This window comes from Bacillus sp. TH22 (assembly GCF_016651015.1).
Taxonomy (GTDB): Bacteria; Bacillota; Bacilli; order Bacillales; family Bacillaceae_G; genus Bacillus_A; species Bacillus_A mycoides.
Window position 1 is genome coordinate 364,854 of sequence record NZ_JAEKER010000001.1, and the last position, 20,028, is coordinate 384,881.

A 20,028-nucleotide genomic window follows, 5' to 3' on the forward strand; every position below is an offset into this window, starting at 1 on the left:
TTAATCCAATTTACGGATGGTATCTGTTAGGACTTATTCTCACAATGTTGGGGGTGGTAATGATAAGAAGGTAGAAAGGAGGTGAAAGTTTTGATTTTTCGGCATTTATTTAAGAATCAAGATACGACCGATTTGAAAAATCCGTCTCCTTGGTTTAAAAGTCTATTTGGTTATCAAGCCGCAAGTGGTGAAAAGGTTACTGTTGAATCATCTTTAGGGGTCCCGACAGTGTATCGATGCATTAATATCCTTGCAAACAGTGTTGCAATGCTTCCTTTTCAAGTTTTTAGAAAGACATCAAAAGGAAGAGAACGAGATAAGATGCATCAAGTGTCGTTTGTTTTGGAAAGACGACCAAACCCTTACCAAAGCCCATTTAAATTCAAACATTTAATCGAAACGCACCGCAATACATGGGGAAATGCTTACATCAATATTCATTGGGGAGTGGATGGCAGACCGAAAGAATTATGGGCACTAAATCCGGCTGTTACAACTCCAATCGTGGACCTGAAGACAAATAAGTTATGGTATTTTACGAATTTACCAGATGGCACACCTATTAAAATAACTGATGATGACATTATTCATCTAACTACGTTGTCTACTGATGGGTTGAAGGGTAAACCACCTATTCAGATTGCAAGAGAGTCTATAGGTAGTTCACAAGCAGCACAAAAATTTAAAGGTAAATTCTTTACAAATGGTGCAGCCCATAGTGGGATATTGAAAACTCAACAAGCCCTTGGAAAAGAAGCAAAAGATGTACTTCGTGATGCTTGGGAAGAAGCAAATACAGGTTTGAATAATGCTCAAAGGATAGCAATTTTGGATGCTGGTTTAGAATTTGAGAAAGTCGGGATGCCATTAAAGGATGCTCAATTTATTGAAGGGATGAAGTTCGATAAGGCTGAGATTGCAAACATTTTTAATATACCATTACACATGATTAATGAGCTAGATCGTGCTACATTCTCAAACATTGAGCAACAGGCATTGGATTTTATTCAAAATACATTGAGTCCAATTCTTATCCAGTATGAAGAAGAATTTTCTTATAAAACATTTTCATTTAATGAACAAAAGCGCTACTATTTGAAATTTAATCTAACAAGTTTACTTCGCGCCGATTCTAAATCTAGAGCGGAATTTTATAAGATTATGTTAGATGCTGGTGCTTTCTCGATCAATAAAATATTAGAGCTTGAAGATATAGATGGAATTGGAGAATCCGGTGATAAACATCGTGTCGATCTAAACCATGTATCTATTGAAATTGCTGATGAATACCAATTAGCGAAAGCTAGTGGAGGTTTGTCGCCGAAAGGAGGTGAGGACAATTAAAGACGTGTTTACTATTAAAAATCAAACGGAATCTTCAGCGGATCTATTTATCTATGGTGACATCATAAATAATACAGGTTGGAAATGGGATGATTCTGATATTATGCCTGATGATGTAAAAAACATTTTGGGGCAATTGGATGATAAAAGTAACCTTAATATCTATGTGAATAGTGGTGGTGGCTCTGTATTCGCTGGTTTAGCAATTTATAATATGTTAAAGCGAAATAAGGCTCAAAAAACTGTTTATGTGGATGGTGTTGCAGCTTCCATCGCTTCCGTAATTGCCCTAGCAGGTGATCGTGTTGTTGTCCCTTCTAATGCTTTCTTAATGATTCATAAGCCTTGGACATATGCAGCTGGAAATGCAATAGATTTCCGAAAAGCAGCAGAAGACTTGGATAACATTGAGTCTGGAATTATGAATGTATATAAGGAAAACTTAAAAGAAGGTATTGAAATTGAAGAAATACAGCAATTAGTAGATGCAGAGACCTGGTTAAGTGGTGAACAAGCTGAAAAATACTTCAACATCGAAGTTGTGGAAGCAAAAGAAGTCGCAGCATGTATGAGTGATTACTTTGATAAATATCAAAAAACACCAAGTAAAATAGTAGCAAAAGCGCCTTCTTTTCCGAAGAATGAACTAAATGAACAATTAAAAATTCAAAATGCACTAGACCTGTTAGAACTATAGGTCTATTTTTTGTGCCAAAAATAAGGAGGAAATACCGAATGGATAAACATGAACAAGAATTACGTCAGAAAGTCGCTGATTTAAAAGCAAAAGCAGAAGAGTTTAACAATAGCGGTAAATATGAAGATGCAAAAGCGAAAATTGAGGAAGCGAAAAACGCAAAAAATGAACTAGATAATTATCTAGCAATGAAGCAAATCCAAGTGCCTGATCCTGTGAATGCACAAACTGGAGTGTTACCTCCAGCATCAGTTCAAAATGAAGATACATCGTATAAAGAAGTATTTATGAAAGCTTTACGTGGCCAAGCATTAAGCCATGATGAAATAAGTGTTATGCAGGAATATAAAGCATCCTTATCAGAGAATACGGGCAAGGATGGCGGTTATATCGTCCCTGAGGATATTACTACAACAATTAATCAGCTAAAACAAACGGTTGATAGCTTAGAGCAATATGTAAGTGTACAACCCGTTTCAACAAATAAAGGGTCTCGTACATTAGAAAAACGTGCAGCATCTACACCTTTTGCTCCACTATCTGAGTATGGAAATCCAAATGCGATGCAGGAAATCGCTTCACCACAATTTGATCGTTTATCTTATGCTATTGAAGATTACGCTGGATTCTTACCAGTACCAAATGACTTGTTAGATGATACAGATCAAGCTTTAGAAAGTTATTTACGTCAATGGATCGCGAAAAAATCTATTGCAACTCGTAACTATTTAATTTTGCAAGAAGTTAACAAGTTAACAAAGGTTGATTTTAAGGATTATAAAGGCATTAAAACTGCATTAAATGTCACATTAGATCCAGCCTTCTCGGCTGTAGCAAACATTGTTACAAACCAAGATGGATTCAATTACTTAGATCAAATAGAAGATAAGGATGGCCGTCCGCTACTTCAACCAGACCCAACAAATCCAACTCGTAAGTTATTGTCAGGAAAACCAGTTATTGTTTTATCCAATAAGACAATTGCTACAGATAAAGACGGAAAAGCACCATTCATTGTTGGGGATTTGAAAGAAGCGATTGTTCTTTGGGATAGAAAACAATTATCTATCGATATGACTAAAGAAGGTGGAAACGCATGGAGATCAAATACTTCTGAGTTCCGAGCAATCGAACGTGAAGACGTTACGCTTTGGGATTCAGAGGCGGTTGTGTATGGACAAATTACAGTTGTGGCGAAACCTGGAGCTTAATGATATAGGAGGTGTCCTTCTTGGTACTGAAATTAGAGGAAGCTAAAGAGTATCTTCGTGTGGATGGCGATGAGGAGGACTCCCTCATTTCATCCTTTATAACAGCAGCTGAAATATATATTAAGAATGCAACAAGTAAAAATGTAGATTTAAAGAGCGAGCTTGCTAAACTAGCGGCTCGCATTTTAATTTCTCATTGGTATGAAAACCGTGAAGCAGTTGGAAAAGCGGAACAACTAGCATTTAGTTTGCAGTCAATATTAGTTCAATTGCAATATTGCGTAGGTGATTCCACATGAATCCAGGTAAATTAGATAAACATCTTGTATTTCAAATAAAAGATGAGGATGCGAAGGGCCCGGATGGTGAACCAATAGATGGTTATAAAGACTCTTTCACTGTATGGGGCTCCTTCATTTTTTTAAAGGGAAGAAAGTACTTTGAAGCAGCCGCAGCCAACAGTGAAGTGCAAGGTGAAACAGAAATTCGATACCGTGACGGTATGAATGCAGATATGAAAATCAAATATAAGAACACGATTTATGACATTGTTTCAGTTATTTCAACTGAAAAACACACGTTATCAATCATGTGGAAGCGTGGTGGAATGAATGGCTAATGGTGTTGATTTCTTAGGATTTGACCGTTTAGTCTCCGAATTAGAACAAATGGGATTACGTGGAGAAAAGATTGAAGATAAAGCTCTTGCAGCAGGTGGCGAACCTATTCGAAAAGCGATTGCCGAACGAGCACCAAGAAGTGATAGTCCTAAGAAACCGTCTAAAAGTGAACCGTGGCGTACTGGCCAACATGGTGCTGATCATATAAAAGTTACGAAAGCTAAACTTGAAGGTGGTATTAAAACAGTTAAAATCGGAATCGATAAAGCAGATCGTTCCCCATGGTTCTATTTAAAGTTTCATGAATGGGGAACGTCAAAAATGCCAGCTGAACCATTTATAGAACCTGGCTTCAATTCTTCAAAGGAAGCCGCAGTTCGTGCTATGACAGATATTTTAAAAAATGAAATGAGGCTAAACCTGTGATAAATTTACGCCCGGATATTTTACAAGTTCTTGAGAATAATCAGGAGCTTGTTTCTTTATTGGGTGGCAAGCGTGTTTATTATCGTAAAGCCAAAAATGCAGAAGAGTTTCCACGGATTACATTTTTTGAATTAGACAATAGGCCAGATGGCTTTGCGGATAATGAAGAAATTGAAAGTGAAATCTTATTCCAAATCGATATTTGGTCAAAAGGTAGTACAACAGCAATCCATAAAAAAGTGAATGAAGTCATGAAAAGTATTGGTTTCTCACGTTATGCGGTTGCTGATCTATATGAAGATGATACACAAATTTATCATTACGCGATGCGATTCGCGAAAGGAGTGGAGTTATAGATGGCTGGAGAGATTGTTACAATTAGTTCGACTGTCGGTGTAGATAGTCTTGTATATTCAAAAATATTAAAAGATGATGCGACAGGAGTTTCGTATTCAGACGTGAAGAAAATGGAAGGTGCCGTAAAGGTTAAAACATCTAAAAAGGTAGCTTCTGAGATTATGTGGAGCGATAACAAGAAATCAGAAATCGCTGAGTCTGACGGTGAAGTCGAGGTTGAAATTGAAGTTCGAGGACTTTCACTATCCACGAAAGCAGATATTGAAGGATATCCAGAAGTTAAGGATGGTGTATTAGACGAGAAACGAGAGGGGGAAAAACCATATTTAGCGATTGGATACCGTTTTTTAAAGGCTAACGGTAAGTATCGTTATGTTTGGTTACTTAAAGGAAAACTTTCACAAGAGGAAGAAGAAGCTGAAACGAAAAAAGACAAGCCTAACTTCCAAACAACAAAACTTAAAGGATCATTCATTGAGCGTGATTTTGATGATAGACCAAAATTCACGGCTGATGCTGATGAACCTACATTTACAAAAGCTATCGGAGATAATTGGTTTAAAAAGGTATACGAAAAAGCAGTTAATCAACCACCATCAGGTCAATAAGAGGGAGCAAAAGCTCTCTCTTTTTTTATTAACTAAGGAGGAATAAACTATGAAACTAACATTACGAATCAATAAGGAAAAGAAAACTTTTAATTTACCGGGGTTCATTCCAGCTCGTTTAATCCGTCAAGCACCTGAGCTTGCTGATATTCCAAATAATCCTGGTCCAGAGGATATGGATAAAATGGTTCAATTTGTAGTGAATGTTTTCGATGAACAATTTACATTAGATCAATATTGGGATGGTGTGGATGCTCGTAAGTTTTTATCGACAACTTCAGAGGTAATTAACACTGTTATCAATGAAACTGTGGAAGCAGCTAGTGGTACACCTGGAACTGGAGAAGAAGAAAACCCAAACGCGTAGAGGGGGGAGGGATAACGTTCAGTGAGTTTATGGACGAGCTCTACCTCTCTTTATTACGTCAAGGATATAAACATCATCATATCGATAACGAAATGGATATTTGGCATTATTTAAGGCTAAATCGAAAGTATCGTGAACAAGGTAATTCAAATAGTGAAAATCAAAATTCAAATGAAATAGAAGTTCCAGCTGAAAACATTATCTAACGAGGGGGTGAGACATTGGCAAATGAAATGAATAATTTAGTAGTTAAGCTTTCCCTTGATAATGTGAATTTCCGTCAAGGTATAGCAAATTCAGGACGTGCGGTAAGGACACTACAGAGCGAATTGAAATCTGTAAGTACAGGGATGGGCGGTTTCGCTAGTGCTAGCCAACAAACACAAGCGAAAATGGATACTCTAAGCAGGCTCATTGACGCACAAAAAGAGAAAGTTAAAGCGTTACGGCAAGCATATGATCAAAATAAGGCTAAATTGGGTGAGAATGATGCAGCAACTCAGCGATACGCTTCACAAGTTAATAAAGCTGTTGCTGATTTAAATAGATTTGAGAATGAATTAAAGCAAGTAAATAAGCAAGCTGAACAAAAAGGGATGGATAAATTAAATAATTCTTTAAAATCCCTACAGGCTGAATTTCAGTCTATTACAACAGGCATGGGCGGTTTTTCTAATGCGACTGAACAAACAAGAGCTAAAGTTGATGTTTTATCTCGTACGGTAGATAAGCAAAAAGAAAAAATTAGGGAACTTCAACAATCCTATAATCGTGCAAAAACAGAAGAAGGTGAAGCGAGTCAGTCAGCACAACGATATGCTGAACAAATTCATCGGGCTACAGGTGAACTAAATCGATTTGAATCACAATTACAACAAGCAAATCGGGAATTGGATCAGCAGGGGAATCGACTTCTGAATTTCGGGAATCGTATGGAGGAACTGGGTAACCACTTACAAAATGCTGGCATGCAAATTGGGATGGTATTTGGTGGCATGACTTATGCGATAGGTCGAGGTTTAAAATCAGCTGTGGAAGAATCAATGAATTTTGAACAACAGATGGCTAACATAAAAGCAGTATCTGGTGCGACAGGACAAGAAATGAGTAAACTCTCCGAATTAGCTGTTAAATATGGGGAAGACACGAAATATTCTTCTGTAGAAGCTGGAAAAGGGATTGAAGAATTAATAAAAGCCGGTGTTGGTTTAACAGACATCATCAATGGTGGATTAGAAGGAGCTCTAAACCTAGCGGCCGCTGGTGAACTAGAACTAGGAGAAGCGGCAGAAATCGCTTCAACCGCTTTGAATGCATTTAAAAGAGATGGTTTAAGTGTTACAGATGCCGCCAACTTACTTGCAGGAGCCGCTAATGCTTCAGCTACTGATGTACATGAACTGAAATATGGTTTATCAGCAACCGCAGCAGTTGCAGCAGGAGCTGGTATGACATTTAAAGATACAGCAACAGCTTTAGCGGTATTTGCACAGAATGGATTAAAAGGTTCTGATGCAGGTACTTCACTAAAAACAATGCTTATGAGGTTGAATCCTTCAACTAAAGAAGCGTATAACAAGATGGCAGATTTGGGTCTTATCACTTATAATGCGCAGGCTGGATTTGATTTCTTGGTTAAAAACGGAATCACACCAGCATCTAGAAGTGTGGGAGATATTGAAGTTGCATTAGAAAAATATGTAATGAAAACTGAAGGTGTAAAGAAATGGAATGATAAGTGTGATACTACATTCCGTGAGTTAGCAACTAGCTCCGCTTTCTTATCATCGAAATTCTATGATCAAGAGGGTCATATTCAAAGTTTAGAAAACATATCTGGAATTCTTCATGAATCCATGAAAGATTTAACAGACCAACAACGAAGTATGGCTTTAGAGACGTTATTTGGTTCAGATGCAGTTCGTGGTGCAACGATTTTGTTTAATGAAGGCTCACAAGGTGTAAATAAAATGTATACCGAGATGTCTAAAGTCACCGCTTTAGAGACAGCTAACACGAAAATGAACACTTTGAAAGGTCGTATTGAACAGTTAAGTGGAGCATTCGACACAATGAAAAAAACAATTGGTGATGCGCTTGCCCCTGTGGTTAGTGCTTTTGTTGCTGGATTACAGAAACTTGTGGATGGATTTAATGCATTGCCAGGTCCTGTACAAAAAGCTATTGCAATTACAGCAGGTATTGTTCTTGCATTAACAGCGGTGGCTACAGCAATAGGTGTAGTTTTAGCAGCGATTGGAATGATCATGTCAGGGATTGGAGCATTAGCAACATCATTAGGAATTGTTGGTGGTGCTGCAGGTCTTGCTAGTGCTGCAGTTGGATTCTTAGGTGGTGCAATAAGTTTATTACTTGGCCCAGTAGGATTGATAGCAGCAGCGCTGATTGGAACTGGCGTTGTTGCATATAAAGCATACCAAAAAGCAACAGAAGACAGTATTGCTTCAGTAGATCGCTTTGCTACGAATACAGAGGGGAAAGTGAGTTCATCTACTAAAAAGGTTATGGGTGAATATTTCAAGCTATCTGATGGTATTAGACAAAAGTTAACTGAAATTAGACTAAACCATGAAGTAATAACAGAAGAACAGTCGCAAAAGCTCATTGGACAGTATGACAAATTGGCTAACACGATTATAGAAAAAACAAACGTAAGACAACAAAAAGAAATTGAAGGACTTAAAAAGTTCTTTGCTGATTCATATGTTTTAACTTCTGAAGAAGAAAACAAGAGGATGGAACAACTGAATCAACGTTATGAGCAAGAAAAACTAAAAACACAAGAAAAAGAAAATAAAATCAAAGAAATCCTACAAACAGCAGCTAGAGAAAATAGAGAGTTAACAACATCAGAACGAATTTCCTTACAGGCTTTACAAGATGAAATGGACAGAGTTGCTGTTGAACATATGTCTAAAAACCAAATGGAACAAAAGGTTATCCTGGAAAATATGCGAGTGCAAGCTAGTGAGATTTCAGCTAGACAAGCAGCTGAAGTTGTTCAACATAGTGCTGAAACTAGAGATAAGGTCATCGCAGATGCGAAAAAAACTCGTGATGATAAAATTGCAGAGGCTATTCGACAACGAGATGAAAATAAAACGATTAATGCTGAAGAGGCTAATGCAATCATTTCTGAAGCAAAACGCCAGTATGATAGCACAGTTTCCACAGCAAAAGATAAACATCAAGAAATTATAAGTGAAGCTAAAGCGCAAGCAGGTGAACATGCAAATCAAGTTGATTGGGAAACTGGACAAGTAAAATCTAAGTATGAAGTAATGAAAGATGACGTTGTTCGAAAAATGAAAGAAATGGGATCAGATGTTTCCAACAAATATGAGGATATGAAAAAATCAGCTAGCGATAAAGTAGAAGAAATAAAAAATACTGTTTCAAGAAAATTTGATGAACAGAAAAAAGCCGTTACAGATAAAATGAACGAGATAAAAAGTGATATCGAAGAGAAGTGGAACACAGTTGAAAAATTCTTCAGCACAATCAATCTTTATTCTGTCGGTAAAAGTATTCTTGAAGGTCTAGGAAAAGGTATAGATGATGCGTCTGATGGTCTTTTTAGTAAAGCAGCAGGAATAGCAAACGATATTAAAAAGACTATTTCTGGGGCGCTTGAAATAAACAGTCCATCAAAAGTAATGATTCCTATTGGTAGCGCAGTTCCAGAAGGTGTTGGCGTGGGGATGGATAAAGGGAAACGTTTTGTTGTGGATGCAGCAAAAAATGTTGTTGGAACCGTTAAGAAGCAAATGGGAAATATGCCATCTGTTTTTGATTTTGGATTTCAAACTTCTCATTATAGTGTTCCGAATGATGCGGTAAGTGGTTTAACGAATTATATGCAGCCTAATATTCCTAATAACTCGGCTACTAGTAAAAAGGTATTCCCAAATAGACGACCTGAAGAAAAAGAACTAAATCTTACATTGAATATGACAAACGTTTTAGATGGGAAAGAGTTAGCAGGTGGAACTTATAGGTATACCACAGAACTTCAAGATCGTGATCGACAACGAAAAGAGCAATTTTAAGGACGGTGATATTTTTGGGTAAATTAAGCTTTACATTTAATAATATTCGCAAAGATTATATTCAAATGCTTGTAGGGAGGAAACGTCCTTCATGGGCTCCAATTAAAAGAAATCTTGTTAGAGTTCCTCATCGTCCAGGGGCTTTTTTTATTCATACAGAAACCGAGGAGCGTCGTATTGACGTTCCTCTTGTTATTAAAGCTAAAAAAGATATGGCTGATTTACAAAAGATAAAAGAGGATTTAGCGGATTGGCTATACACAGAGCAACCAGCTGAACTTATTTTTGATGATGAGTTAGATCGAACATATCTTGCTTTTATTGATGGTTCACTAGATTTGGATGAACTAGTTAATAGGGGGAAAGGTGTTATTACTTTCGTTTGCCCCATGCCTTATAAATTAGGAAAAGTACAGACTCAAACATTCACGCAAAATTGGTCCACAGAAATCACGTCTAATTTCACGAATAAAGGTAGTGTAGAAACACCAGCATTAATTGAAATAGATGTAACAAAACCAAGCACTTTTTTAGATGTATGGTTTGGAAAATACCCTACAGAACGAAACTATTTCCGCATTGGTTATCCTCTCACTGTGGAAGAAACAACAGTACAAGAGCGAGAAAGAGTAATGTGGGATGATATGTCCACAAGTGTGGGTTGGACTCCTGTTACTGGCCAAGTGGAAGAAATGCGTGGTACTGGAGAGCTGAAGACGAAAGATAGTACAGCTATATATTGCCCTTACTATGGTGCGGAAGGTACGAAAGGATTTCATGGTGGTATTGCGAAGAAGAATATCCCTGGAGGACCATTACAGGATTTTGAAATAGAAGCCAGAGTGCATTTACAGTCTAAAAATATAGATCAAATGGGCCGTGTGGAAATACTCCTTTTGGATGATACAAGTAATATTGTCGCTCGTATAAACATGAATGATTTGTATTGGGATGCCGAAATCACTAAAGCACATATGCGAGTTGGTAATAGTGGAACCCCAAACAGTAATCGGAAATTAGTTGATACAAGTGGAGCGCATCCTAATACTTTCAACAATTTTTACGGAAGATTACGCATAGCAAGACGCGGAAAAGAATGGTCTGTTTATGTAGCCCGTTTTAAAGATGGTACAGAAATAGACGATGCTTCTCTTGTTGAACGTTGGATTGATGAAAGTGGAAATCCAATGACAGAACGAAAAATTGCACAAGTCATGATTGCTATTTGTCGATGGGATAGAAATACACCTGTTTATACCATGCAAATTGATGATTTAAAGATTTGGAAGGTAAACAAAGTTCCTTCCAATACAAAGCCTTTTATTTTCGATACAGGAGACAAAGTTATTATCGATACAGAAAGAAGCCTTGTCACAATCAATGGGAAGAACGCAATAAATATAAAAGATATTTTCAGTAACTTTCCAACCATAATACGCGGCGACAATCGAATTGATATTATGCCACCAGACGTAAAAGCAACAGTTAGTTATCGGGAGAGATACAGATGAGAACACCAAGTGGAATATTGCATGTTGTGGATTTCAAAACTGATCAAATTGTCTCGGCTATTCAACCACAGGACTATTGGGGCGATAAGCGCCATTGGGAAATCAAAAACAATATTGATATGCTAGATTTCACAACTTTTGACGGAACAAAACACGCAATTACATTGCAGCAACAAAACTTAGTTTTAAAAGAAGTCCGTGATGGACGTGTCGTTCCATATGTTATTACAGAGGCCGAGAAGGATCCTGATAAACGATCCATTACCACATATGCTTCAGGCGCTTGGGTTCAAATTGCTAAGTCCGGAATTATAAATCCACAACGGATAGAGAGCAAAACGGTTAATGAATTCATTGATATGGCACTCTTGGGAATAAAGTGGAAACGTGGAAATACTGAATACGCTGGATTCCATACCATGACCATTGATGAATTTATAGATCCGCTTACGTTTTTAAAGAAAATCGCTTCGTTATTCGATTTAGAAATTCAATATCGTGTAGAAGTGGTTGGTTCTCAAATCACTGGTTGGTATGTAGATATGGTAAAAAAGCGCGGTCAAGAAACCGGAAAAGAAATAGAGTTTGGGAAAGATTTAGTTGGAGTAAAACGTATCGAACATTCTCGTGAAATTTGCACAGCTCTTGTTGGTTTTGTACGTGGTGAAGAGGAGAAAGTCATTACCGTTGAGAGTATAAATAACGGCCTTCCTTATATCACAGATAGCGATGCATTCCAACGTTGGAATGAACATGGAAAACATAAATTTGGTTTCTATACTCCAGAAACAGAAGAACAAAATATGACACCGCAACGATTAATGACTTTGATGAAAACCGAGTTTAAAAAGCGTGTAAACACATCCGTTTCTTATGAAGTTGAAGCACAGTCAATTGGTCGTGTATTCGGATTAGCTCATGAGTTAATTAATGAAGGCGACACAATCAAGATTAAAGATACAGGTTTTACACCTGAATTGTATTTAGAAGCTCGCGTTATTGCTGGCGATGAATCATTTACTAATCCTACACAAGATAAATATGTCTTTGGAGATTACCGTGAGATTGTTGATCCAAATGAGGAATTAAGAAAGATTTACAATCGAATCCTTAGTTCCTTAGGTAATAAACAAGAAATGTTAGATCAGCTAGATAAATTAGTGAAAGAAGCTAATGAAACAGCTAGTAATGCTAAGAAGGAATCAGAAGCAGCAAAGACATTAGCTGAAAAAGTACAAGAGGATATTAAAAATAACACTGTAGAAATCATTGAATCAAAGAATCCACCGACAACAGGTCTTAAAGATAGAAAGACATTATGGTTAGATATTTCTAACGGTAAGCCTGGTATTTTAAAACTCTGGAAAGATGGTATTTGGGACCCGGTAGTTCCTGATGTTGAAAAGGTGAAGAAAGAAACATTAGAGCAGGTCAACAAAGATATTGAGTCCACAAAAACAGAGTTAAATCAAAAGGTTCAAACTGTAGAAAATAAAGCGAAAGAAATAGCTGGGCAAATAGTTGATGTTCAAAAGCAGGTTAATGGCAAAGTAGATCAGACATGGATTAATGCCCAATTAAAAGATAAGGCTGATAAATCCGGTGTTTTCACAAAAGATGAGATTAATAATGGATTTATAGGTAAACAAATTTATGAAACTGACAAACAAGGAAACGTTAAAAAGTTTCAAGAAATCGGTACATCTTTTGAGCAAACAAATGAAGCAATTAAATCAAAAGCTGAAAAACAAAGTGTAACGGATTTAGGAAATAACCTATCTCAAGTATCAAAGACTGCTAATGAAGCAAAGCAAACTGCCGAGGGCACACAACAAACGATTACAGAGCTTAAATCGACAGTTGAAAATACGGAAATTGGTGTCCGAAATCTATTACTAGATACAGCTATTAAATCGCATTCGGTTAAGACTGGGGAAAACAAGCCACATACCTATTTTGATGTAGCGAAGGATGCAGCTACTTTAATGCAGGGGAAGAATCTTGCTATGAGTTTTCTGTTTACAGGTAAAGTTACTGCATGGGGTACAACAAATAAATGGGCTGGTTTTGAAGTGAAGATTACTTTCACAGACAATACATTTCATTATCCGAGTTGCCGCGTAGAAAACCGTCTAATACTAGGTAAACAATATAATCAAGAAAGATTCACAGCTACTTCTGTAGTTATGGATAAGACTATTAAAGAAATTTCAGTTTACGCTTTAGCACGTGATTTCACTGGGGACACATTAATTGAAAAGCCTAAATTAGAAATTGGCACAGTACCGACTGCATGGACACCAGCACCAGAAGACCAAGTTACTATTTCTGATTTCACTAAAAAAACAGTAGAAATTGATACTACTATTAAAGGTATAAATACTTCTGTTTCTAATGTTCAAAACGAACAGGGAAAGCTTACAGAACGTGTTACCAAATCAGAGCAAACCGCTGATGGATTTAAAACTTCTATTGAATCGTTAACGAAAAAAGATACTGAAATTAGTAATAAAGTTAATGCAGTCGAGTTAACTGTAGAAGGTACAAAAAAGACGATTACTGATGTGCAGCAAACAACAAATGAGCTTAAGAAAACAACAACTGAAATTACAGAAAAAGCTGGGAAGATTAGTGAGAAGTTAGAGAGCGTTGAGAAGAAGTTTGATGATATTAAAATTGGCGGTCAGAACTTTTATAAGCAAAAATCCTTTGGTGCAGCTGGGGGAACAAGCATAACGTATGACGATAATAATAAATGGTGGAACATAACAATTCCTGCTGGGGCTAGCGGTAGTTGGAAAGGTATTTTATACAATACTAAAAATGCCACGTTACTTGTGGGTAGGACATACACAATCAGCTATGAAATTTACGCTGACGATGTTATCCCAACCGCGATGGATATTAACAACTTTGGTGTTACTACCGTTACGGGAACAAACGACAATGACGTTGTAGCAAAACGAATCATGCGTACGCCTAAAACAATAGCGGGTCAATGGGTTAAGGTGTCCGCTACGTTTATAATGCCCGACAATATCACGCAAGATTTCTATGACAATTCAGTTTTTGGTGTAGGTGGTGGATGGACTCCTACGAAAATTACAAACATAAAGATTAGAAACATGCAATTAGAAGAAGGAAATATACCAACAAGTTATCGCACCCCTTCAGAAGATCAAGTAACAACTGATGAATTCACCAAGAAAACAACAGATATTGAAAAAAGTGTGGATGGCGTTAAAACCACTGTAACAAACGTTCAAAACAGCCAAGCTGGATTTGAAAAACGGATGACTACAGTAGAGCAAACAGCAAGCGGTTTATCTTCCACAGTTAGTAATTTAAACAATGTAGTAGATTCTCAAGGGAAGAAGCTTACTGAAGCAAATACCAAACTAGAACAACAGGCAACAGCAATTGGGGCAAAAGTTGAGCTTAAACAAGTAGAGAATTATGTCGCTGGATTTAAGATCCCTGAGTTGAAGCAAACTGTTGATCAGAATAAAAAAGATTTACTTGGCGAGTTAGCGAACAAGCTTGCGACAGAACAATTTAATCAAAAAATGACTCTGATCGATAACCGTTTTACCATCAATGAACAAGGTATAAATGCATCAGCTAAAACAACAGAAGTATATACAAAAGAACAAGCGAATGGGCAATTTGCTACCTCAGGATATGTAAGAGATATGGAAAGTCGCCTTCAGCTAACTGAAAAAGGCGTTAGTATCTCTGTAAAAGAAAACGATGTTATCGCAGCATTCAATATGAGTAAAGAAAATATTAAGCTAAATGCGGCAAGAATAGATTTAGTCGGAAAAGTAAAAGCAGAGTGGTTAATGGCAGGTTTGTTAAGTGGTTGCCAGATTAGAACATCGAATACCAATAACTATGTAAGCTTAGACGACCAATTTTTACGTCTATATGAAAGTGGTGTCCCTAGAGCGTTCCTTGGATATTACCGAAGACGAGACGGTGCAGTACAACCCACTTTCATCTTAGGATCAGATGAAAAAACTAGCGCTCCTGAAGGTACTTTATTTATATCTCAAATGGGTACCGGATGGCCTCAAGCTAGTGCGAACATTGGTATTACTGATGACATAGTTGATAGTGAGATAAGAAAATCTGTGTTTTGGGAGCTTAACAGAAACGGAATTAGTGTTCTACACGCAAATGACTATCATGCTCTTTATGCCGGAAATGGAAACTGGCATTTCAGACGAGGAAAAAGTGGTCTATATCAATCTACATTAGCAATCGAAGATAATAGCTCAGATGCAGATTTAAGATTACCTAATATCACATTACGTAATAGCCGTGTAGCAGGATATACCGGAGTTCTCCAAGTTAAGTCGTCTGTTACTCAAAACGGATGGGGTGCTGTTCAAGGTAACTTTATGAGTCCTTCACTACGTGAATATAAATCTAATATTCGTGACGTAGCATTTTCCGCTTTAGAAAAAATTAGAAACCTTAGAATCAGACAATTTAACTACAAGAATGCGGTAAACGAGCTTTACCGTATGAGAGAAGAAAAAGATCCTAATGATCCTCCATTGACAAAGGAAGCTATCAAAACGTATTACGGGGCAATTGTAGATGAATCTGATGAAGCATTTGTGGATGAAAGTGGGAAAGGAATTCACTTGTATTCATACGTATCATTAACGATAAAAGCTTTACAAGAGCATGAAGAAAATCAAAATGAGAAAATACAAGAAATGGAGAGAAAGCATAATGAAGAAATTACATTAATGAACAACAAAATAGCAACATTAGAAGAGTTAGTCAAAAAATTAATAAATGAGAAACCAGAGCAGCTATAAGCTGTTTTTATTTTGAACAAAATACGGCTTTTAGTAAATTCAATTCATAGATCAAGAGGAGCGACTTCGCTTCTCTTTTTATTTTGAGGAGATGATCAGTGTGAAACGAATAGTAGACCAAGCAATCTATGAAAAGCATGTTAGCCAAGAAAATAAAAACCTAGTCAAAGATTTTCTAATCGAAAAGAAAGCACAAGGGAAAGCGGCAAGCACTTTACAGCAATACAATTGGGATTTACGAATCATTTTGTTTCTAATACATGAACACTTCGAAAATAAAAACCTTATTGATTTAACACGAAAAGACATCCGAAATTTATCTATTATTTTTCAAGAAATGGAAATGTCTAATGCACGTGTAAATGGATTGATGAGCGCTTTACGTTCAGCGCTTGAATTTTGCGCAGACGATGATGACTACAATTATGAATTCAATGTAGGTTCAAGGGTACGTGGCTTACCTAAGAATCCAATTAGAAAAATTACATTTATTACTGATGACCAAATTAATTGGTTAATCGATGAATTACTTAAACAAGAAAAATATATGTTAGCAACTTATTTGGCCCTTTCTTATTACAGTGCAGCTAGAAAGAATGAGGTTTATCAGGTTCAAAAGGAAGGTTTGACAGAACAATATTATACAAATGTGGTCCGCGGTAAGCGCGGTAAGAAGTTTAGGTTATATTACAATCCACGAGTACAAAAATGTATTCGTTTATATATAGATCATCGAGGTAAAGATACTATTCCAGATTTATTTGTAAGAGTGTATAAGAATGGCGGGCGAAAACTTTTAAACAAAAGTGTATTTAATTATTGGTGCAAGATATTCGCTAAGATGCTGTGCGAAAAAGAAAGTAAGGAGTTTAAAATCAATCCTCACTGTTTCCGTCATAGTAGATTAGATAATTTAAAAGTACAAGGTGTACCACTAGAAAAGTTAAAATCGCTTGCTAACCATTCTGATATTTCAACAACTGAATCATATTTAAAAGATAGAAGTGAAGAAGATATTGCAGAAATATTTGGAATGGATCCAAGTTGCTTTGTAGCATAAAAGGAGTGAAGTTATGACAATTGAAATTGGAGTACTTATAGCAATCGCATCAGCAGTAATTGGATACTTCTCTTACGCACTGAATCGATCAAAAGAAATTAAGTCAGATGGTCAGCAAGGAGCAGAAATGAAGGCGAAGTTAGAATACATCAGCAAAGGTGTTGACGATATTCGTATAGATCAAAAGGCAAGTGAAAGACAGATGGTTTCATTTGGTGAACGTATTACAAGGGTCGAGGAAAGTGCCAAACAAGCACATAAGCGCCTAGATAATGTAGAAAAGGAGACAAATTAACTATGAATCAATCAAAAGAGAATATAAAAAAACGATTCCGCAACTGGAAAACATGGGTTGCGGTTTTTTCTTTGCTTGGATTTTTGTTCACGAAGTTTGGTGTACCGGAGGCTAAAAGCTTTTTAGATGAATTGGCGCCTTATGTATTAACTGTTGGCATTGCACTTGGTATTTGGTCTGATCACGAAGAAAAAGGAGAAGATGCTTAATGAAAAAATCAATCAAACTAGTTTCCTATGTATTTATGACTCTATTGCTCCTGTTAAGTTTTACTACAGGGGCTTTTGCTGATAGAACACTTATTATTCCTGACTTGCCGAAACAACCATATCGTAATGGTGTAGGTGCTTATGAAGGTGTTGTAGCACATTCTACAGCAACTCCTGAAGCGCTAGCTATTAATATTCAAAAGTATGAGTCTCGTACATGGCGTTCAGCGTTCGTACACTATGCAGTCGATTGGGATGAAACAATTCAAATTGCTGATACGAACTACATCGCTTATGGCGCAGGACCAGGAGCGAATAAACGATTTGTACATGTAGAGTTATGTGAAACAGCAGACTATACAAAGTTCAAGCGTTCATATGGAAAATATGTAAAGTTGTTAGCAAAAATCTTAAAAGATAACAAGTTGTCTGTAGAAAAAGGATTATGGACTCACTATGATGTGACGAAGTATCTTGGCGGCACAGACCATGAAGACCCACTTGATTACTTACGCAGCCACGGTGTATCTGAAGCTCAATTCCGCGCTGACGTACAACGTGCATACAATAATTCTGATGTGGATGTTTCTGTTCCTAAGAAGCCATCTAAACCAGCTGAAGTTCCAACAGCAGTGACAGACGGAATTGCTTATATTGAAGGTTACAACGTTAACTTACGTAAAGGACCAGATACAAGCTACTTTAAAATTCGCCAACTAAATAAACCAGAAGCTTATGTTGTATGGGCTGAAAAGGATGGCTGGTTAAATCTTGGCGGTGAACAGTGGATTAAAAATGATCCATCTTATGTGAAGTTTAATAAGAAAAGCACAGTGGATTCCTCTATTGTAGGGAAGCGTGTTGTTTCAAAAGTTAACAATCTACGTTTCTATGATGCTCCATCTTGGCAAGATAAAGATGTTGCCGGTTCTGTAGATGCAGGATTAGGATTCACAATCGATGCAAAAGTAACTGTTAATGGATCAACACAATATAAAGTACACAATAGCAATGGCAAAACATACTATGTAACTACAAATGAAGCCTATGTGTATGTGAAGTAAAAACAAGAGCCGTCCTATTGGGCGACTTTTTTTTATTTCTATGTAATATTTATATTGTCATCACCCTGTAACGTCCATTTTGTCTATAATAGGGGAGACAAATTCACACGTTAGTACACAATTGGAAACATAATCATTATACTAAGAAGGAAAGTGTGAATGGTCTAAACAAAAAAGTGCCAACAAGTTTGCCAACACATTTAAAAATAGACTTAATTAATAAAAAAGCATTAAAACAAAATACTCATAAAACTATTCGTGATATCAAAAGTAACTAATTTATACTTAGGTAATACTTTTTAAAACAAAAAGTTATTACTATTAATATAAATAAAGTAGTGGAATTAATAATTTAAGAAAAAATAGAGGTGTGGTTTACCTATACAAGGCAATTAAGAACAAAGAAAATGTATATAGAATCGTGTTCACAGAGTTTTTTGTATATATTAATGAGCTCTAAATAAAGTTAGTATACTAACTTTATTTAGAGCTATTGAACAAAAAATATTTGTATAATTAATTTTTAATTAGTTAAGAGGATAATTTAACATTGTTTCTTGGCTTTAGCATAAACAGCTTCAGCTGCAGCTAAGGCAATTATTTGACTAGCAGGATCAAGAGCACGAGCTGCGATAACAGCTGCAGTATAAATGGTTTTTGCTAAAGTTTTACATGCTGATTTTAAGATATTGTCTTCAAGATCAATATCAATTTCAGTATTAGAAGAACCAAAAGGTGTTGATGTAAAAGTTCCAGTATTAATTCTAAGCTTTTCTCCTTTAGCTATAGGAAGATAATAACATTCTTGAGTCTGATTTTGTTGATTACCTGATTCTACTTCAATATCAATTCCAGTATTAGAAGAGACAAAAGGAAGACCAAAAGAATGTCCAGACTTTAAATTTAAACTTTTCATCTTTAACTATAGGAAGATAATAATATTCTTGAGTCTGATTTTGTTGATTACCTGATTCTACTTCAATATCAATTCCAGTATTAGAAGAGACAAAAGGAAGACCAAAAGAATGTCCAGCTTTAAATTTAAACTTTTCCCCTTTAACTACAGGAAGATAATAAAGCTCGTCTGAACTTTGATTATTTGATTGATGAACTGTAGATTCAGCTTGTAAAACGGCAGATTCCCCTTTTTGAAACGAAGATTCAATCTGAGCCTGAGTTATACCGGGAATACGTGCTTTTAAAAGTTCGGTTAATAGTTGCTTTTCTAATGGGCTAAACATAAAAATTACCTCCAAAAATGTTTTTGTCACACAAGAATAGAGTGAGCTAATAAAAAAAATATATACGTTTATCAACTGGTATGAAAATGGTTATTTTGGTTCAAAATGTAAAAAAA

At 36.3% G+C, this 20,028-nt stretch carries 19 protein-coding genes; 17 read left to right on the plus strand and 2 right to left on the minus strand.

All coding sequences use genetic code 11. The features are described from left to right. Window positions 1-90: 90 nt before the first annotated feature. The 17 genes from JFU18_RS02085 to JFU18_RS02165 all read left to right on the plus strand — a co-directional run bounded on the left by JFU18_RS02085 (window position 91) and on the right by JFU18_RS02165 (window position 18,671). Window positions 91-1,344, plus strand: coding sequence for a phage portal protein (locus JFU18_RS02085; protein WP_201050214.1), 1,254 nt, complete (start codon window positions 91-93; stop codon window positions 1,342-1,344). Then, on the plus strand, window positions 1,331-2,041 hold the full coding sequence (locus JFU18_RS02090) for a head maturation protease, ClpP-related (RefSeq protein ID WP_201033876.1): 711 nt from the start codon (window positions 1,331-1,333) through the stop codon (window positions 2,039-2,041). The genes JFU18_RS02085 and JFU18_RS02090 overlap by 14 nt, the downstream gene beginning before the upstream one ends. A gap of 38 nt (window positions 2,042-2,079) precedes the next feature. Beyond that, on the plus strand, window positions 2,080-3,252 hold the full coding sequence (locus JFU18_RS02095; RefSeq protein WP_201033875.1) for a phage major capsid protein: 1,173 nt from the start codon (window positions 2,080-2,082) through the stop codon (window positions 3,250-3,252). A gap of 20 nt (window positions 3,253-3,272) precedes the next feature. Next, window positions 3,273-3,551, plus strand: coding sequence for a head-tail connector protein (locus tag JFU18_RS02100; protein ID WP_088028621.1), 279 nt, complete (start codon window positions 3,273-3,275; stop codon window positions 3,549-3,551). Continuing rightward, the gene (locus JFU18_RS02105) at window positions 3,548-3,871 is read left to right on the plus strand and encodes a phage head closure protein (protein WP_201033874.1); all 324 of its coding nucleotides are present in this window, start codon (window positions 3,548-3,550) and stop codon (window positions 3,869-3,871) included. The genes JFU18_RS02100 and JFU18_RS02105 overlap by 4 nt, the downstream gene beginning before the upstream one ends. Next, window positions 3,864-4,298 (plus strand): HK97-gp10 family putative phage morphogenesis protein, encoded by a 435-nt coding sequence (locus JFU18_RS02110; RefSeq protein WP_078206878.1) that lies wholly within the window; start codon window positions 3,864-3,866, stop codon window positions 4,296-4,298. Before JFU18_RS02105 ends, JFU18_RS02110 begins: the two co-directional genes overlap by 8 nt. Then, complete coding sequence (gene gp17 / locus JFU18_RS02115; RefSeq protein WP_147740089.1) at window positions 4,295-4,654, plus strand: tail completion protein gp17; 360 nt, start codon at window positions 4,295-4,297, stop codon at window positions 4,652-4,654. The genes JFU18_RS02110 and gp17 overlap by 4 nt, the downstream gene beginning before the upstream one ends. Continuing rightward, complete coding sequence (locus tag JFU18_RS02120) at window positions 4,655-5,263, plus strand: major tail protein (RefSeq protein WP_060749513.1); 609 nt, start codon at window positions 4,655-4,657, stop codon at window positions 5,261-5,263. 49 nt (window positions 5,264-5,312) lie between these two features. Continuing rightward, window positions 5,313-5,630 (plus strand): phage tail assembly chaperone G, encoded by a 318-nt coding sequence (gene gpG, locus JFU18_RS02125; protein WP_078206881.1) that lies wholly within the window; start codon window positions 5,313-5,315, stop codon window positions 5,628-5,630. Window positions 5,631-5,659: 29 nt separating this feature from the next. Then, window positions 5,660-5,836, plus strand: a complete 177-nt coding sequence (locus JFU18_RS02130) for a hypothetical protein (protein ID WP_160328822.1) — start codon at window positions 5,660-5,662, stop codon at window positions 5,834-5,836. Window positions 5,837-5,851: 15 nt separating this feature from the next. Next, window positions 5,852-9,700, plus strand: a complete 3,849-nt coding sequence (locus JFU18_RS02135) for a phage tail tape measure protein (RefSeq protein WP_201033872.1) — start codon at window positions 5,852-5,854, stop codon at window positions 9,698-9,700. Window positions 9,701-9,714: 14 nt separating this feature from the next. Continuing rightward, complete coding sequence (locus JFU18_RS02140) at window positions 9,715-11,211, plus strand: distal tail protein Dit (protein ID WP_201033871.1); 1,497 nt, start codon at window positions 9,715-9,717, stop codon at window positions 11,209-11,211. Continuing rightward, window positions 11,208-16,043 carry a phage tail spike protein gene (locus JFU18_RS02145; RefSeq protein WP_201050215.1) on the plus strand — a complete coding sequence of 1,612 codons (4,836 nt, stop codon included), beginning with the start codon at window positions 11,208-11,210 and terminating at the stop codon, window positions 16,041-16,043. Before JFU18_RS02140 ends, JFU18_RS02145 begins: the two co-directional genes overlap by 4 nt. A gap of 100 nt (window positions 16,044-16,143) precedes the next feature. Then, complete coding sequence (locus JFU18_RS02150; RefSeq protein ID WP_201033870.1) at window positions 16,144-17,103, plus strand: tyrosine-type recombinase/integrase; 960 nt, start codon at window positions 16,144-16,146, stop codon at window positions 17,101-17,103. A 13-nt stretch (window positions 17,104-17,116) separates the two neighbouring features. Further along, window positions 17,117-17,398 (plus strand): hypothetical protein, encoded by a 282-nt coding sequence (locus tag JFU18_RS02155; RefSeq protein ID WP_050000442.1) that lies wholly within the window; start codon window positions 17,117-17,119, stop codon window positions 17,396-17,398. A 2-nt stretch (window positions 17,399-17,400) separates the two neighbouring features. Next, a complete protein-coding gene (locus JFU18_RS02160; RefSeq protein ID WP_201033869.1) occupies window positions 17,401-17,607 on the plus strand; it encodes a hypothetical protein in 207 nt (68 codons plus the stop codon). Further along, a complete protein-coding gene (locus JFU18_RS02165) occupies window positions 17,607-18,671 on the plus strand; it encodes an N-acetylmuramoyl-L-alanine amidase (RefSeq protein ID WP_201033868.1) in 1,065 nt (354 codons plus the stop codon). The genes JFU18_RS02160 and JFU18_RS02165 overlap by 1 nt, the downstream gene beginning before the upstream one ends. Before the next feature lie 544 nt (window positions 18,672-19,215). Here JFU18_RS02165 and JFU18_RS02170 read toward each other — a convergent pair. Both JFU18_RS02170 and JFU18_RS02175 read right to left on the minus strand, forming a co-directional pair. Further along, a complete protein-coding gene (locus JFU18_RS02170) occupies window positions 19,216-19,587 on the minus strand; it encodes a hypothetical protein (protein WP_201050217.1) in 372 nt (123 codons plus the stop codon). Next, window positions 19,529-19,912 carry a hypothetical protein gene (locus JFU18_RS02175; RefSeq protein ID WP_201050218.1) on the minus strand — a complete coding sequence of 128 codons (384 nt, stop codon included), beginning with the start codon at window positions 19,910-19,912 and terminating at the stop codon, window positions 19,529-19,531. Before JFU18_RS02175 ends, JFU18_RS02170 begins: the two co-directional genes overlap by 59 nt. Window positions 19,913-20,028: the final 116 nt, after the last annotated feature.